At 42.2% G+C, this 14,838-nt stretch carries 12 protein-coding genes; 9 read left to right on the top strand and 3 right to left on the bottom strand.

Going from position 1 to position 14,838, the window contains the following annotated elements; translation table 11 throughout:
* Window positions 1-116 precede the first annotated feature (116 nt).
* Window positions 117-1,616 carry an MDR family MFS transporter gene (locus tag ABID27_RS06580; RefSeq protein ID WP_354281108.1) on the top strand — a complete coding sequence of 500 codons (1,500 nt, stop codon included), beginning with the start codon at window positions 117-119 and terminating at the stop codon, window positions 1,614-1,616.
* Window position 1,617: 1 nt separating this feature from the next.
* Window positions 1,618-2,322: a DUF4811 domain-containing protein gene (locus ABID27_RS06575; protein WP_253365072.1), complete on the top strand. Its 705-nt coding sequence runs from the start codon at window positions 1,618-1,620 to the stop codon at window positions 2,320-2,322.
* An 83-nt stretch (window positions 2,323-2,405) separates the two neighbouring features.
* On the opposite strand, the gene ABID27_RS06570 is transcribed toward ABID27_RS06575, so the two are convergent.
* Complete coding sequence (locus tag ABID27_RS06570) at window positions 2,406-3,242, bottom strand: hypothetical protein (RefSeq protein WP_253365074.1); 837 nt, start codon at window positions 3,240-3,242, stop codon at window positions 2,406-2,408.
* A 231-nt stretch (window positions 3,243-3,473) separates the two neighbouring features.
* Here ABID27_RS06570 and ABID27_RS06565 point away from each other — a divergent pair, with 231 nt between their 5' ends.
* The 5 genes from ABID27_RS06565 to ABID27_RS06545 all read left to right on the top strand — a co-directional run bounded on the left by ABID27_RS06565 (window position 3,474) and on the right by ABID27_RS06545 (window position 9,289).
* On the top strand, window positions 3,474-4,550 hold the full coding sequence (locus ABID27_RS06565) for a M24 family metallopeptidase (RefSeq protein ID WP_354281105.1): 1,077 nt from the start codon (window positions 3,474-3,476) through the stop codon (window positions 4,548-4,550).
* A gap of 105 nt (window positions 4,551-4,655) precedes the next feature.
* Window positions 4,656-5,216, top strand: a complete 561-nt coding sequence (gene efp, locus ABID27_RS06560) for an elongation factor P (protein ID WP_253365078.1) — start codon at window positions 4,656-4,658, stop codon at window positions 5,214-5,216.
* Window positions 5,217-5,264: 48 nt separating this feature from the next.
* On the top strand, window positions 5,265-5,657 hold the full coding sequence (locus tag ABID27_RS06555; protein WP_253365080.1) for an Asp23/Gls24 family envelope stress response protein: 393 nt from the start codon (window positions 5,265-5,267) through the stop codon (window positions 5,655-5,657).
* Window positions 5,647-6,069, top strand: coding sequence for a transcription antitermination factor NusB (gene nusB, locus ABID27_RS06550; RefSeq protein ID WP_354281102.1), 423 nt, complete (start codon window positions 5,647-5,649; stop codon window positions 6,067-6,069). Before ABID27_RS06555 ends, nusB begins: the two co-directional genes overlap by 11 nt.
* Window positions 6,070-6,379: 310 nt before the next feature.
* The gene (locus ABID27_RS06545) at window positions 6,380-9,289 is read left to right on the top strand and encodes an EndoS/ChiA family endoglycosidase (protein ID WP_354281100.1); all 2,910 of its coding nucleotides are present in this window, start codon (window positions 6,380-6,382) and stop codon (window positions 9,287-9,289) included.
* Window positions 9,290-9,349: 60 nt separating this feature from the next.
* On the opposite strand, the gene ABID27_RS06540 is transcribed toward ABID27_RS06545, so the two are convergent.
* Both ABID27_RS06540 and ABID27_RS06535 read right to left on the bottom strand, forming a co-directional pair.
* Window positions 9,350-10,315, bottom strand: coding sequence for a LacI family DNA-binding transcriptional regulator (locus ABID27_RS06540; RefSeq protein WP_253365087.1), 966 nt, complete (start codon window positions 10,313-10,315; stop codon window positions 9,350-9,352).
* Window position 10,316: 1 nt separating this feature from the next.
* A complete protein-coding gene (locus ABID27_RS06535; protein ID WP_354281097.1) occupies window positions 10,317-11,756 on the bottom strand; it encodes a sucrose-6-phosphate hydrolase in 1,440 nt (479 codons plus the stop codon).
* A 204-nt stretch (window positions 11,757-11,960) separates the two neighbouring features.
* Here ABID27_RS06535 and ABID27_RS06530 point away from each other — a divergent pair, with 204 nt between their 5' ends.
* Window positions 11,961-13,850 (top strand): sucrose-specific PTS transporter subunit IIBC, encoded by a 1,890-nt coding sequence (locus ABID27_RS06530; RefSeq protein WP_354281095.1) that lies wholly within the window; start codon window positions 11,961-11,963, stop codon window positions 13,848-13,850.
* 104 nt (window positions 13,851-13,954) lie between these two features.
* Window positions 13,955-14,833 carry a fructokinase ScrK gene (gene scrK, locus ABID27_RS06525; protein ID WP_354281093.1) on the top strand — a complete coding sequence of 293 codons (879 nt, stop codon included), beginning with the start codon at window positions 13,955-13,957 and terminating at the stop codon, window positions 14,831-14,833.
* Window positions 14,834-14,838 lie beyond the last annotated feature (5 nt).

Below are 14,838 nucleotides of genomic sequence, written 5' to 3'. Positions count from 1 at the left end.
CCAATCTTTTTTCTTGCATATTTTTCAAAAAAAGAATACACTAACAATCGTGCATAAATAGTTTTCATGAGAACTATTTTTAAAGAGCATGATGAATAGATAGAATTGGAGAAAAAATGAATACCAAAGATACACATGATATTCATGGAAAACCTTACAATAGGACAGCTATGATTATCCTTCTTTTGGTGGCGACCTTTGCTGGGGTGTTGAATCAAACTAGCCTAGGTACAGCTATCCCAACCTTGATGAAGAGTTTTGATATCTCTTTATCCACAGCCCAGCAAGCTACAACATGGTTCCTTTTAGCAAATGGCATCATGATACCAGTGTCTGCTTTTTTGGCCACCCGCTTTTCTACAAAGTGGCTGTATACAGCCTCGTATGCGATTCTAATTGTTGGCTTATTAATGGCGACATTGTCCCCTACATCAAACTGGACGCTGTTCTTGGCTGGACGCATAATCCAGGCCATTGCAGTTGGGATTTCCATGCCTCTGATGCAGGTGGTGATGGTCAACGTCTTTCCAGCTGAGCAACGTGGTGCGGCGATGGGCTTAAATGGTCTAGTTGTCGGTCTGGCACCGGCTATTGGTCCAACCTTGGCTGGTTGGATTTTGAAGCAAGATTTTACAGTGGCAGGCTATGATTTGACTTGGAGAGCCATTTTTATCCTTCCGCTAGTCATTTTGGTTATTGCTTTTGCCTTGACACCATTCTTGGTAAAAGATGTTATTGAAAATAAAGACGTTCGCTTGGATATGTCGTCTTTGTTGCTGTCAATCCTTGGATTTGGGGCCTTTTTGTGGGGGTTCACAAATGTAGCCTCTCACGGCTGGGGGGATATGACCTATGTGGTTGCACCGATTACTCTCGGAACGATCGTTATTGCGTTATTTGTCTATCGCCAATTTAAAATGGAGACACCATTCTTGGATGTGACCGTTTTTAAAAATAAACAATTCGCAGTTACTACAGTAGCCATTGCCCTTTCGATGATGGCTATGATGGGTGTGGAGATGATGCTGCCACTTTACTTGCAAAATGTACGTGGGATGTCTGCCATGAATTCAGGGCTAGCTCTCTTGCCAGGGGCTTTGGTCATGGGGATTGTCAGCCCGATTTCAGGTCGGTTCTACGATAAGGTCGGAGCTCGCCGGATGGCGATGATTGGTTTTGTTGTTTTGGGAATTGGTACGGTACCATTTATCTATCTGACAGCAACAACCGCTACTCATTTTGTAACCCTCTTGTATGCAGTTCGGATGTTTGGGATTGCTATGGTGATGATGCCCTTGACAGCTAGTGCTATGAGTGCCCTACCTCCTCATGAAGCTGCTCATGGGACAGCAGCCAATAATACAGTTCGCCAAATCGCTTCTGCAGTTGTGGTTGCACTCTTGTCTAGCGTGACACAGAATGTTATCAATGACCACAAACCTGCAGCAGCCTTGAAAGATGCTAATCCGCTTCAATACGCAGCGAAAATGCTGGATGCTAGTCTGGATGGTTTCCATGTGTCTTTTGCGCTGGGCTTGTCTTTTGCAGTAATCGGTCTCGTTGTGGCGCATTTCCTTCGTAAAGGAAAACACATCGCCAAAGAAGGGGAGGCGTAAGATGATAGTTTTATTGATTATCCTAGCAACACTAGCGACGTTTGCTAGCTGGATGCTGATTTCAAAACCTGCTATTCGTGTGAGCTTGGGAATTCTTTCTTTGCTAGCACTAGGGGGGACCATCTATCTGTTGACGGATCATTTTGTCCATCATACTGGTATGAAAATTGTGACAACAACAACCCAGAAGGACCTTTATAGCACAGGGAATACCAGTGCCCCTTACGGATTTATCGTTTACAAAGAAATTGGGACTGATTCTGATAACAAAGTTTTGGTTTACCGTGATGCCAAGGATTCTGCTGATGCAACTGCGCATTTTATTCCGAATACGAAAAAAATCTCAGAAGCCGTCAAGAAAACCTCTGGTTATGAGTTGGCAGACGTGAAGAAAGCTTATGTCGAAACGACCACCAAACGCTATGAGTGGAAGTCTGATTGGGCGAAATGGCTCTACGGTATCGGTGGTGAAGAAGGTGAGTTGGTATCACAAAAAACGACCGCCTATCTTCCTCAAAAAACATGGATGGCATTGACAGAAGACCAGGCCAATCAATTGCAGGACGTGGTCGGAAAAATGAAGGTACAAGCTGCTCAGCATCCAGAGCAAGCGCAAGCCATGATGGCTTTGGCCAAGTCTAACCCACAAACCTATGCTGAAAAACAAATCGCAGCGATCAAAGCTGCTCTGAATATTGCAGAATAAAAAGAAGCCTGAACGGATGTTCGGGCTTTTGCTGTCTGATGGTACTTGTAGTTGTGTCGGGTTATTGGGTGTAGCGTCGTATGTTACTCTCGTTTCGAAGGGCGTTTTCCATTCGCGATAGCATCAGCTTCTGTCATCTCGACCACATTGTTCCAGTTCGTGTTTGAAGGCATGCTGTTTTTAGAGTACCAGTAGACATTGGCCGTCCCTTGGCGCGCCACATAAACGATTCGATTTTGCTGTTGTGCGGCAGCCTCCGCGGCAGCTTGTTCCTCTTTTATATTGATTGCGTTAACGACTGCATCGACACGTTGGGTTAGATTACCACGTAGAGCTTCATCCACTACTTTATTCACTTTTTCATTGGCGGAATCAACATTGTTTCGATATTGATTGTCTTCAAGGTATTTGACTGCTTTTTCGGCTTCTTGTGCAATGAGTTTCTGCTCAGCTACTTCCAAGCGAGTTTGAAACTCTGCTTTCTTTTGTGAATCGGTCACCTTGCTCAGAGCAGTAACTGCAAGAACATACTGTTCACGACTTGTTTTTTGCTCGAGCAAGCCTACTGCTTTTTCCGCTTCGACAATTTTCTTGTCAACGCTTGGCTTTGTAGCAAAATTTTGTTGTGTCGCTTTCTTTTTCTTGGTGGTGGTTGTAGTGGATGAAGTTATTTTGGTAGAAGACGGGGTGGTTGTCTCCTTTTGAGTTGATGGGAGGAAAATAGCACTCCCAACCAGTCCGATGACGATAGCAACAATCGAATAATTACGCCATTTTTGATTGGGCTTTTTCTTTGTATTGTACCAAAGTCCGGCTAGTCCACCGACGAAGATGAAAGGCATGAGCTTGATGACAATAGCACAGACCAAGATAATCCCTACAATGTAGAGACAAACTGTCAAAATGCTGTTCTTTTTCATAAAAATCTCCCTAAAATTATAATAAAATATCTACGTTTCTATTTTAAAATGTAGTTTGTGTTCTGTCAATGGGAATTTGAGGTTGTCCACCTCTTCCATTCCCTAGATAATCGTGCTACAATAATACTCAATGAAAATCAAAAATAAACGGTGCCGATGTAGAACAAGGCGCAGTTTAACATAGGTCGGTTTTCAAGGAGTACAACTAGTAAAAAGATAGGAGAAGTTGGCATGAAACAACATTTAGCAGATCGACTAGCACGTTTTGGCACCAAGTTGGCACAGACAGATTTGGATGGTTTTTTGGTCACGGGACAAAATAATATTTACTATCTAACTGGATTTTGGGGAACTGCTGGTACAGTTTTCATCTCAAAAACACGCCGTCTCTTTTTGACAGATGCACGTTATACATTGATTGCGAAAGAAAATGTACAGGGCTTTGACATCATCGAAACACGAACGCCACTTGTGGAAGTTGCTAAGTTTGTAGCTGCGGACAAGTTGGAAAAAATTGGATTTGAAAGTGAAGTAACCTTCTCATTTTATCAAGGGCTACAAGCCAATTTCCCAGGAGTTACGCTAGCAGCACAGACCAACTTCATCGAAGAACTGCGGATGGTGAAAGACCAAGTCGAGATTGAAACGATTCGGAAAGCTTGTGCCATTTCAGACCAAGCCTTTGTCGATGTTCTGGACTTTATCAAGCCAGGTCAAACGACAGAAATGGCTGTGAATCATTTCCTAGATGCTCGTATGCGTCAATTGGGGGCAGATGGGGCTTCTTTTGAGTTTATCGTCGCATCTGGTTATCGCTCTGCTATGCCTCATGGACGTGCTAGCGACAAGCTCATCTTGGCGGGTGAGACTGTGACCTTTGATTTTGGTTGCTATTACCAGCACTATGTGAGTGATATGACGCGGACTATTCATATTGGTCAGGTTACAGATGAAGAACGGGAGATTTATGATGTTACCCTGCGTGCCAATAAAGCTTTGATTGAGCAAGCTAAGGCTGGGATGACTTATCGAGATTTTGATGGTGTTCCACGTACCATTATCAAAGATGCAGGTTATGGCGATTACTTTACGCACGGTATTGGGCACGGTATTGGTTTGGATATTCACGAAATTCCCTATTTTGGCAATTCGGATGAAACACTTAAAGCTGGTTATGTGATAACAGATGAACCAGGGATTTACTTGCCTGATAAATACGGCGTTCGCATTGAAGACGACCTGTTGATTACAGAAACAGGCTGTGAAGTCTTGACAAATGCACCCAAAGAATTGATTGTTTTGAAATAAAAATCAGGCCGACTTTGTCGGTCTTTTTGTATGAAAGATTTGAGAAAAATCCAGTTCTATGATAAAATAGAACGAATAATAAATTTTTGAAGAGGTAGACTACACATGGTAGATGCAAGTAAATTAAGATCAGGTATGACGTTCACAACGGACGATGGCCGTTTGCTCCGCGTATTGGAAGCTAGCCACCACAAACCAGGTAAAGGAAATACCATCATGCGTATGAAATTGCGTGATGTACGTACTGGTTCAACATTTGATACAACTTACCGTCCAGATGAAAAATTTGACCAAGCCATCATCGAAACTCGCGTGGCAACTTACCTTTACCAAATGGATGATATTGCTTACTTCATGGATACTGAAAGCTTTGAGCAATACGAAATTCCAACTGTAAACGTAGAACAAGAATTGCTTTACATCTTGGAAAATTCAGAAGTGAAAATCCAATTCTACGGAACAGAAGTGATCGGAGTTCAAGTACCAACAACTGTTGAATTGACAGTTACTGAAACACAACCATCTATCAAAGGTGCAACTGTTACAGGCTCAGGAAAACCAGCTACATTGGAAACTGGTCTTGTGGTAAACGTACCAGACTTTATCGAAGCAGGTCAAAAATTGGTTATCAATACTGCTGAAGGAACTTACGTTTCACGCGCTTAATCCTCGCTTACTTCACCGGTTAGGTGGAAATGGAAGAAAGGAAAAATTATGTCAAAAGAGAACCTTGGTGAGATCGTTATTGCACCACACGTGTTAGAAGTTATTACAGGTATCGCTTCTGCTAAAGTGGAAGGCGTGCATTCGCTTCACAACAAAAATATTACAGATGGTTTGTCAAAAACAGCTCTTAATCGCGGAGTTTACCTTCGTACAGATGAAGAAGGTGTTGTGACAGCAGACATCTATGTTTATTTGGAATACGGTGTCAATGTTCCTACAGTATCAATGAACATCCAAAAAGCAGTTAAAGCGGCTATCCATAACTATGCTGAAGTAACGGTAGCTACTGTGAATGTTCATGTGGACGGTATTGTTCCAGAAAAAACACCAAAACCAGAATTGAAAGACTTATTCGGTGAGGATTTCCTCGATGAAGAATAAAGATTCGAGAAGATACCTGCGCCAGTGTGCCTTGCAGGCAATTGTGTCCCTTGAGTTTGGACAAGATCCCTTGCAGGCAGCACAATTTTCTTACCTTTACGATAAGGAAGAGGTAGAAGGAGAAGTGGAAATTCCGCTCTTTTTACTCAATCTAGTAACAGGTGTGGATGCACACCGTGAAGAGCTGGATAAAGAGCTCAGTCAGTATTTGAAATCAGGTTGGACTTTGGACCGCTTGACGACGATTGACAAGAGCATCTTGCGTCTCGGCTTATATGAAGCGCGTTATTTTGATGAAACACCTGCGCGTGTTGCTGTCAATGAAGCGATTGAGTTGGCTAAAGATTTTTCAGACCAAGCATCTGTTAAGTTTATCAATGGCGTCTTGACTCATTTTGTTACTGAAGAATAATCAAACACTCCTATTCGGGAGTGTTTTTTATAATAAAATTAAAACTTTATTTTGATAGATTGTGTTAAATTAGAAATATAAAAGTAAAAATATTATAGTTACAGGGATATTTCGAGATGTTTTCAAAACAATGACGGGATAAAATAATATAAAAATAAGACATTTTTCTTGACTTTGTATCATAGAATCTATATTTTCTGTATGTTTAAAAGGAATGGACTGCTGTTATACTTGAATCGTTAAAAATGAAATCGCTTACAAATAAATGGCGGTTTCGTCAGTTCTATCATAAATATCCAAGGAGGATAACATGGATAAACGTCATCTAACCAAGTGTGTAGTTGGATTGGCTTGTACAGCTATTTTGGCGACAGCATCCTTGCAGGTAGTCGGAAGGCTACCTATCCCAGGTCTGGAACCAAGTGTGGTTTATGCTCAAGACCAAGATAGTCGCGCAGCAAGAATCGTATCAGAAATTCGTGCAGGTGCCCGTGGGCCAATTTACGGAGGCTATTTCCGGACATGGCATGACAAGGCGGCGACCGACAAGGAGAAAAATGAATCCTTTAATCGTCCGAACTCGATTGAAGAAGTACCGGCTGGAGTTGATGTGCTCTTTATATTCGAAGACTGGACTCATCCGCAAAGTCCTTTCTGGAATACATTAAAAACTCAGTATATTCCAAAGATGCATGCGCAGGGCACAGCAGTTGTCCAAACCATTGGTGTCAAAGAGTTGACAGGAAAGAGTGATTTTGCCAAATCATTTGCAAATGATGAGGAGGGCAATAAAGCTCTTGCTAAGGCCTTGGTGCAAAAATACGTCTACGACCGTGGTGTTGATGGTTTGGATATTGATGTTGAGCGAGAAGATTATGATATTACGCATAATCTAACTACAGAAGAAGAATTGGCGCGGGCTATAGCTGTATTCCAAGAAATCACGAAGTTGATTGGTAAATCGGGTGAAGATACTTCTAAGCTCTTAATCATGGATACGACTCTTTCTGTTGAAAAAAATCCTCTTTTTGTGACAGTTGCAGGCTCTCTTGACCTGGTTTTGCGCCAATATTATGGTTCACAAAAGTCAAATGGAGATGACTTTGGAAATTTAAATAAAGACTGGGAGGGGTATCGGAAATACATTGAGCCAAGACAATTTCTGATTGGCTTCTCCTTCTATGAAGAAAATGATAGGTCAAATCGCTGGGGAGATATTAACAATTATGATTCGAGCCACCCAGAATCTGCTCAAAGTATCGAAGGGACACGGGCTCAAAAATATGCGACTTGGCAGCCTAAGACGGGAGGATTGAAAGGTGGAATCTTCTCTTATGCACTTGACCGTGATGGTGTGGGCCATCCAAGAGGTGGCAAGAAGGGAGCTGCTGATCCAGAAACAGATAAGATTGTCCACACCGATTATCCGATTTCGAGAGCGTTGAAAGCCTTGATGATGAAGGATGATCGATATGATGAGATTGATGCATCTGATTTTCGTGATCCTGTTTTGTTGGAGGCGGTGAAGTCTCAAGCCGGTCTTTATCGAGGGGATTTAGCGCTTTTTGATAAGATATTGAAACTGGAAAATCTTGCGATAAAGGATTTGGCTGGTTTGGAAAAATTAAGTCATGCAGCCAGTATCGAGTTGTCGGGCTTGAATGAGCTGAAAAGTCTGAGAAGTCAAGATTTGCCAGGGTCTGTCCGAAAAAATGGTCAGATTAAATTGAGCCATATGACTGGTCTGGAAGTGTTAGAATTACCATCTTGTCATTTGGAAGATCTTTCTGAGCTTGGTGTCCAAGATTTGGTGAGCCTGAAAAAATTTGATTTGTCTAAGAATCAATTTGACTTTGCAGGTGATAAAGAGGGACTTGAAATCCTCATTTCCACTGTTACAAAGAATAATCCAGGGGACGTAGCGTCATCAACATTATTTGAACAGCAGCAACCCAAAGGTTATTTACCAAGGACTTATGCGCAAACAGAGGTGCAAGTGCCAATCAGCGATGCGGGTTACAATATTCAAGAAGAATCTGTTTTTGGCAGTGTCACAAAAGTCGGTTATCCGATTGGAAAGGCTTCTGACTTTGCAAACTACAAGGAGCTGACAGTCGCAGGGAAACCATTTGTGGACCCAAGCTGGGCCTATGAGCAATTTGCAGCGAGTTACAAAGACCACAGTCTTGTCACCTACACTTCGAACCTAGAAGAAGGGACGAGCTGGACAATTCCAACGGATAAAAATGAAACATATACTGTTCATGTGTTCCATGAAGGTCAAGAAGTTCACCGGATGACAGTTCAGGTCGGTTCTGGTCAAAAAGTGATGACCAACCTGAGTCTAGAAGCTAAGCCTGTTAATGCGGGTTATGATATGGACGGGGTAATTAAAAAAGCACTCGACAATGATAAGTCAACCGAATACACTTCCTACCAAGAAACCAGTGACTTTACACTTGATTTGGGTGGATTATCAGATATTCGTTATATTCGCCTGATAAATGCGCAAGAAATTGGCGGTCTCGATCGTTCAGAAAATATCGTTAAAGAAGCAATTTTCTTGGTTCCAAAAGATGCATCTGTGACAGATATTTCCAACTTGAAGGAAGAAGACTGGGTGCAAGTTGCTGAAGTGAAGGATGGGAAAGTGATAGAAGGCCAAGCTGTGAATACAGTAGCTCGCTTCTGCAAATTCCTCATCAAGGAAACTCAAGGACACGGAGTCCCATATCTATCTGAGTTTCAAGTGCTTGGTTGGAAAGTAGATGATGTAAAGTATACCGAAGCTACTAAAATGGTGGCGACAGCTCGTTCAGAGGCTGAAAAAGCTGGTTTCACAGTAGCAGTTGCTACCTTTGATCAAGCAGTGACAGAAGCTATGAATACTCTCGCGGCAAATGGTCAAGGTCAAGCTGGCTTGAACGCAGTAGCTGATAAGCTAGTCACTCTTGCCATAGATTTAAAAACTGCGGCAGAAGCTAAGTCTGCGGGCTATAGCATTCAAGAGCAATACCGAGCTTTGAAAAATAGTTTGGTTCAACGTGAGTATTCTGAAAACTGGGAACAAATCCAGCGGCTATTGGCAGAAGCAGCTATCCTTGATTCACGTATAGATGCTAAGTTGGGTGAGCCAGCCTATGCTCAAGCATTGAAAGATTTAGTTGAAGAAATGAAACTCAAAATGAAAGAATTGGCTGATATAGCCGCTAAACATTGACCGTCGTGCATAAATAGTTCTCCTAAAATCTAAAAAAGCGTTCCCGATAGGGACGCTTTTTTAGATGCTGTTTCCAGGATGGAGAGCGATAGGGAGAACGTAGTCTCGATTTGTCTTTTCACCCGCGATTTTTTTCAAGAGGACTTCCACAGTCAGGTTGGCGATTTCTCCAAGCGGCTGCTTGATGGTTGCCAGCTGAGGGTAGAAGTTTTGGATAAATTCTGTTCCGTCATAACCGATAATTTTGAGGTCTTGGGGGATAGAAAGCCCACGTTGATGAGCGACTTTGATAGTTAAGATGGCGGTTAAATCATCTGAGACAAAGATACCATCTGGCTCGTATTGTCCAATGATTGAATTGATTTCCATTTCCCGACGGAGGTTAGAAAGGTTGTTGGGAACCTTGACGACAGGGATGGTTTTCCCCAGATGATAGGAAAATCCTAACTGTCGGAGTCCGGTCGGAGATTCGGAGTTATCATTTCCGGTGATCATGATAATTCGTTTGCAGCCATTTTTTTCCAAGGTTTGGGCGGCTAATTTTCCACCTTCAAAGTTATCAGAAGAGATAATCGGAATATTTGGAGCGAGATTACGGTCGAAGGCGACAATAGGAGCCTCAACGCGTTGGTAATCATCGATTCCCAAATTGTGACTGGAAGAAATAATTCCATCAACCTGATTGGCAGCCAGCATTTCCAGGTATTCGCGTTCCTTGATTGGATCGCTTTCGCTGTTGCAAATGATGGTCTTGTAGCCTTTTTTAAAGAGTTCAATTTCCAAGCGCTCAATCAGTTCGGCGTAAAAAATGTTACTGATATTTGGAAAAATCAGTCCGATTAGTTTGGCGGATTTTCCCTGTAAACTCCGAGCGAGGTTATTGGGCTTGTAGCCTAGTTCCCGCATAGCAGCCTGGACCTTGTCGATGGTTTTCTGGGAAAGATAGCCTTTTTTGTTGATAACGCGAGAGACAGTGGTCGGACTAACCCCTGCCAACTCTGCAACGTCTGTTAATTTTGCAACCATATTAGTAAGTCAACTCGTAGTAAGTTCCGGTCACATTGCCAGATAGGACTTGGATGCCTGACTGGTCAGCGCCTGGGAAAACACGTCCGGTAAAGACTTTTTCACCTCCGTTGATGAAGATTTCAAAGATAGATTTGTCAATGAAGATACGAGCACTTGTTTCAGCAGTATCAATGCTACATTTGCGTGTCACACCGAAGTCAATCGCGTACTGTTCGCCTGCTTTTGAGCGGTCAATCAGCACATTTCCATTTTTAGTATCGATTGTAACAGCTAGTCCATTTCCTTTTTGGTCAGCAAAGAGGACCAATTCAGCTTGGCTATTTTCAGCAATCGTCAAGTTCAACTCATAGCAATTATTTGTTGTATTCTTATCTCCGAAAGTTTCTTGGCTGGAACGGAGATTTTTCATGGCTTTGACAGGATTTTGATAGAGTTTACCCTCCTTGATGGAAAGTTCTTTGACCAAACTCATAGCGCCTTGATAGTCGTAGCGGTCAGTTGGGTAATCCACATCAGGAAGACCAATCCAGCTAACGATTAGAGCACGACCATCCTCTGTGTTAAAACCTTGAGTCGCATAAGCTTCAAAACCGTAGTCGAGGTTGATGATGTCTGTTCCGCCGACTAACTTAGCTTCTTCGGGATTAAAGCTTTGGAAAATCTTATAAGTGTTTGGGTAGATATTGTCGTAGTTGAGTTCAGACTTGTCCAAACCTTGAGGGCTGTAAAGTAGTACAGGCTTTTCATCAACGAAGACCAAGTTAGGGCACTCAATCATGTATTCAGAACCTGTTCCACCGAAATCAAGGTCGCCAACAAATTCCCAATGCTTAACATCGTTATTGACGGCTTTATAGAGTTTGATGAAGCCGTGTTTTTGATGATTTTGTGCGCCGACAATAGCGTAAAATTGTCCTTTGTAATCAAAAATTTGTGGATCGCGAAAGTGTTCTGTTACATCTTCAGGTTGTTGGATCAGCACTTGGTTAAATTTTTCGATTTGCCCCTCTTTGTTCATCCAAGCTCCGATTTGAAGTGGATCGCGAACCCAGTTTTCGTCGCGGACATTCCCTGTATAGTAAAGGAAGAGTTTGTCGCCAATCTGATAAGCCGAGCCTGAGTAGGCACCGTGGCTATCGTGTGCATGGTCAGGTAAAAGCTTGACACCGGTCTCTGTAAAATGAACTAGGTCATCGGACTCAGTGTGGATCCATTGTTTCAACCCATGTGCTGCGCCAAAAGGCCAGTTTTGGTAGAAGAGTTGAAATTTCCCATTAAAGTAGGAAAAACCATTTGGGTCGTTGAGTAGACCAGTTTTTGGTTCTAAATGGTAGCTTGCATGCCAAGGAGAATTGGCAACATTTGCAGCAATTTTTTCTTTTTCCTCAGTTGTCCAATCAGCATATGGACGATAGCGGACTTCAGTTGGTAAATTCATGGTGTCTCCTATTTCTGTTTTCTGTCAAATATGTCACTTTTTATATTAAACGTTTTCAGGCTAAAAATCAATGATTTACCCATTAAAAAATAAATTTCTGCAAAACGTTTGACATATTTTTTTATTGTGCTATAATGGAGAACGTAGAAAGATGTGAAAACACTTTCAAGAGATATAAAAAATTATTTAAGGAGAATTTTGCAAATGGCTTCAAACACTGAAATTGCAAAACAGGTCATTGACGCAATTGGTGGCGTTGAAAACGTGCGTAGTGTAGCGCACTGTGCAACTCGCCTTCGTGTCATGGTCAAAGATGAGTCCATCATCGATAAAGATGTTGTTGAAAACATCGAGAAAGTACAAGGTGCTTTCTTTAACTCAGGTCAATACCAAATTATCTTTGGCACTGGTACAGTAAACAAAATTTATGATGAAGTAGCAGCGCTTGGCTTGCCTACTGCATCAAAAGATGAGCAAAAAGAAGAAGCTGGCAAACAAGGTAACTGGTTCCAACGTGCTATCCGTACATTCGGTGACGTGTTTGTTCCATTGCTTCCTGCTATCGTAGCAACTGGTCTCTTCATGGGTATCCGTGGAGCAATCAATAACGATACAGTTCTTGCTTTGTTTGGTACAACAGCAAAAGCATTCTCTGCTTCACAATTTTACACTTATACTGTGGTGTTGACAGATACAGCCTTTGCCTTCTTCCCAGCCTTGATTGCTTGGTCAGCCTTTAAAGTCTTTGGTGGAAATCCACTGCTTGGTCTTGTCTTGGGATTGATGATGGTTAACTCTGCACTTCCAAATGCATGGGCTGTGGCATCAGGTGATGCGAAACCACTTATATTCTTTGGTTTTATCCCAGTTGTTGGTTACCAAAACTCAGTGCTTCCAGCCTTCTTCGTAGGTTTGCTTGGTGCTAAGTTGGAAAAATGGTTGCACAAAAAAATTCCAGATGTATTGGACCTCTTGTTGGTACCATTCTTGACATTCTTGGTAATGTCAGTCTTGGCACTCTTTATCATCGGACCTGTCTTCCACCAAGTTGAGTCTGGTGTTGAAATTGCTACAACTTGGTTGTTGTCATTGCCAATCGGCTTGGGCGGACTTATCCTTGGTGGTGTTCACCAAGTTATCGTTGTCACAGGTGTTCACCACATCTTCAACTTGCTTGAGTCTAACTTGGTAACACAAACAGGTGCGGACCCATTGAACGCAATTATCACAGCTGCTATGACGGCACAACTTGGTGCAACTCTTGCGGTTGGTGTGAAAACAAAAAATCCTAAACTAAAAGCTCTTGCATTCCCAGCAGCACTTTCAGCTGGTCTCGGAATTACTGAACCTGCTATCTTCGGTGTTAACTTGCGTTACGGTAAACCATTTGTAATGGGTCTTATCGCAGGTGCATTCGGTGGTTGGTTGGCAAATATCATGAACCTTGCAGGTACAAGCTTTGGTATTACCATCATCCCTGGTACCCTTCTTTACCTCAATGGTCAAGTTCTTAAATACGTTATCATGGTTCTTGCCACAACAGCTCTTGCCTTTGTCTTGACATATATGTTTGGTTATGAAGATGAAGTGAAAGCTGATGAAAAAGAAGAAGTAGCTGTAACTCCAGTTGCAACACTTGCTGAAGAAACATTGATTTCACCACTTTCAGGCGACGTAGTTGCTCTCGAAAATGTAAATGACCCAGTCTTCTCATCAGGAGCTATGGGGAAAGGTCTTGCTGTAAAACCTTCTGAAGGTGTTGTTTATGCACCAGCAGATGCTGAAGTAACCATTGCTTTCGAAACAGGTCATGCCTACGGTTTGAAAACTGCTTCAGGTGCAGAATTGTTGATTCACATCGGTATCGATACAGTTTCTATGAACGGTAACGGTTTCGAAAAATTGGTCGCAGCTGGTGATAAAGTCACTGCGGGTACACCAATAGCTAAATTTGACGCAGCGAAAATTGCTGAAGCTGGTTTGGATGACACAACTATGATCATCGTGACAAATACAGCTGACTTTACAACAGTTGATGGACTTGTATCAGGTATAGTTGCACACGGTGCTGACTTTATTAAAGTTGTAAAATAAGGTGATAAAAAACTGAAATAGAAAAGGGCGAAAGCCTTTTTCTATTGTTTAAAACGGTTACAAAATGTGATATAATGGAGCAAGATTAAAACAAGGAGAGAAAGATGACAAAATTATATGGAAGCCTTGAGGCTGGTGGGACAAAATTTGTTTGTGCAGTTGGTGATGAGGAGTTTCAGGTTGTCGAAAAAACACAATTTCCAACAACAACACCTTATGAGACAATTGAGCGGACGGTCGAGTTTTTCAAGCGCTATGAAGACCGCTTGGCAGGAGTTGCGATTGGTTCTTTCGGTCCAATTGATATTGACCAAAACTCACCAACTTACGGTTATGTGACAACCACACCAAAACCTCACTGGTCAAACGTTGATTTGTTGGGTTTAATTGCAAAAAAATTTAAAATTCCTTTCTACTTTACGACAGACGTAAACTCATCTGCATTTGGTGAAACCATTGTTCGTAAAGGCGTGCGTAGCCTGGTTTATTATACGATTGGAACAGGTATCGGAGCAGGTGCCATTCAAAATGGTGAATTTATCGGAGGCTTGGGTCATACTGAAGCTGGGCATACTTATGTAGCCTTGCATCCGCAGGACCAAGCACGTGAATTCAACGGTGTATGTCCCTTCCACAATGGCTGTTTAGAAGGTTTAGCGGCAGGTCCTTCATTGGAAGCTCGTACAGGAATTCGTGGTGAGTTGATCGAGCAAAATTCAGATGTGTGGGATGTACAAGCTTATTACATTGCCCAAGCTGCTGTTCAAGCGACCTTGCTTTATCGTCCACAAGTCATCGTTTTCGGTGGTGGCGTTATGGCGCAAGAGCACATGTTACGTCGTGTTCGTGAAAAATTCACTTCTTTGATGAATGGCTACTTGCCAACACCAGATGTGACAGAATACATCGTGACATCGGCAGTTGCTGAAAATGGTTCTGCTACACTCGGTAACTTTGCACTTGCAAAACAAATTTCAGAATAAATTCA

Source organism: Streptococcus gallinaceus (genome assembly GCF_040545695.1).
GTDB classification, from domain to species: domain Bacteria; phylum Bacillota; class Bacilli; order Lactobacillales; family Streptococcaceae; genus Streptococcus; species Streptococcus gallinaceus.
The sequence above is the reverse complement of the archived record's forward strand: the minus strand, read 5'-3'. Positions and strand labels throughout refer to the sequence as shown.

What these genes read in the sequence shown, in the direction of transcription:
- ABID27_RS06580 (WP_354281108.1), top strand. Translation starts at nt 117, where the DNA reads ATGAATACCAAAGATACACATGATATTCATGGAAAACCTTACAATAGG.
- ABID27_RS06575 (WP_253365072.1), top strand. Translation starts at nt 1,618, where the DNA reads ATGATAGTTTTATTGATTATCCTAGCAACACTAGCGACGTTTGCTAGC.
- ABID27_RS06570 (WP_253365074.1), bottom strand. Translation starts at nt 3,242, where the DNA reads ATGAAAAAGAACAGCATTTTGACAGTTTGTCTCTACATTGTAGGGATT.
- ABID27_RS06565 (WP_354281105.1), top strand. Translation starts at nt 3,474, where the DNA reads ATGAAACAACATTTAGCAGATCGACTAGCACGTTTTGGCACCAAGTTG.
- efp (WP_253365078.1), top strand. Translation starts at nt 4,656, where the DNA reads ATGGTAGATGCAAGTAAATTAAGATCAGGTATGACGTTCACAACGGAC.
- ABID27_RS06555 (WP_253365080.1), top strand. Translation starts at nt 5,265, where the DNA reads ATGTCAAAAGAGAACCTTGGTGAGATCGTTATTGCACCACACGTGTTA.
- nusB (WP_354281102.1), top strand. Translation starts at nt 5,647, where the DNA reads ATGAAGAATAAAGATTCGAGAAGATACCTGCGCCAGTGTGCCTTGCAG.
- ABID27_RS06545 (WP_354281100.1), top strand. Translation starts at nt 6,380, where the DNA reads ATGGATAAACGTCATCTAACCAAGTGTGTAGTTGGATTGGCTTGTACA.
- ABID27_RS06540 (WP_253365087.1), bottom strand. Translation starts at nt 10,315, where the DNA reads ATGGTTGCAAAATTAACAGACGTTGCAGAGTTGGCAGGGGTTAGTCCG.
- ABID27_RS06535 (WP_354281097.1), bottom strand. Translation starts at nt 11,756, where the DNA reads ATGAATTTACCAACTGAAGTCCGCTATCGTCCATATGCTGATTGGACA.
- ABID27_RS06530 (WP_354281095.1), top strand. Translation starts at nt 11,961, where the DNA reads ATGGCTTCAAACACTGAAATTGCAAAACAGGTCATTGACGCAATTGGT.
- scrK (WP_354281093.1), top strand. Translation starts at nt 13,955, where the DNA reads ATGACAAAATTATATGGAAGCCTTGAGGCTGGTGGGACAAAATTTGTT.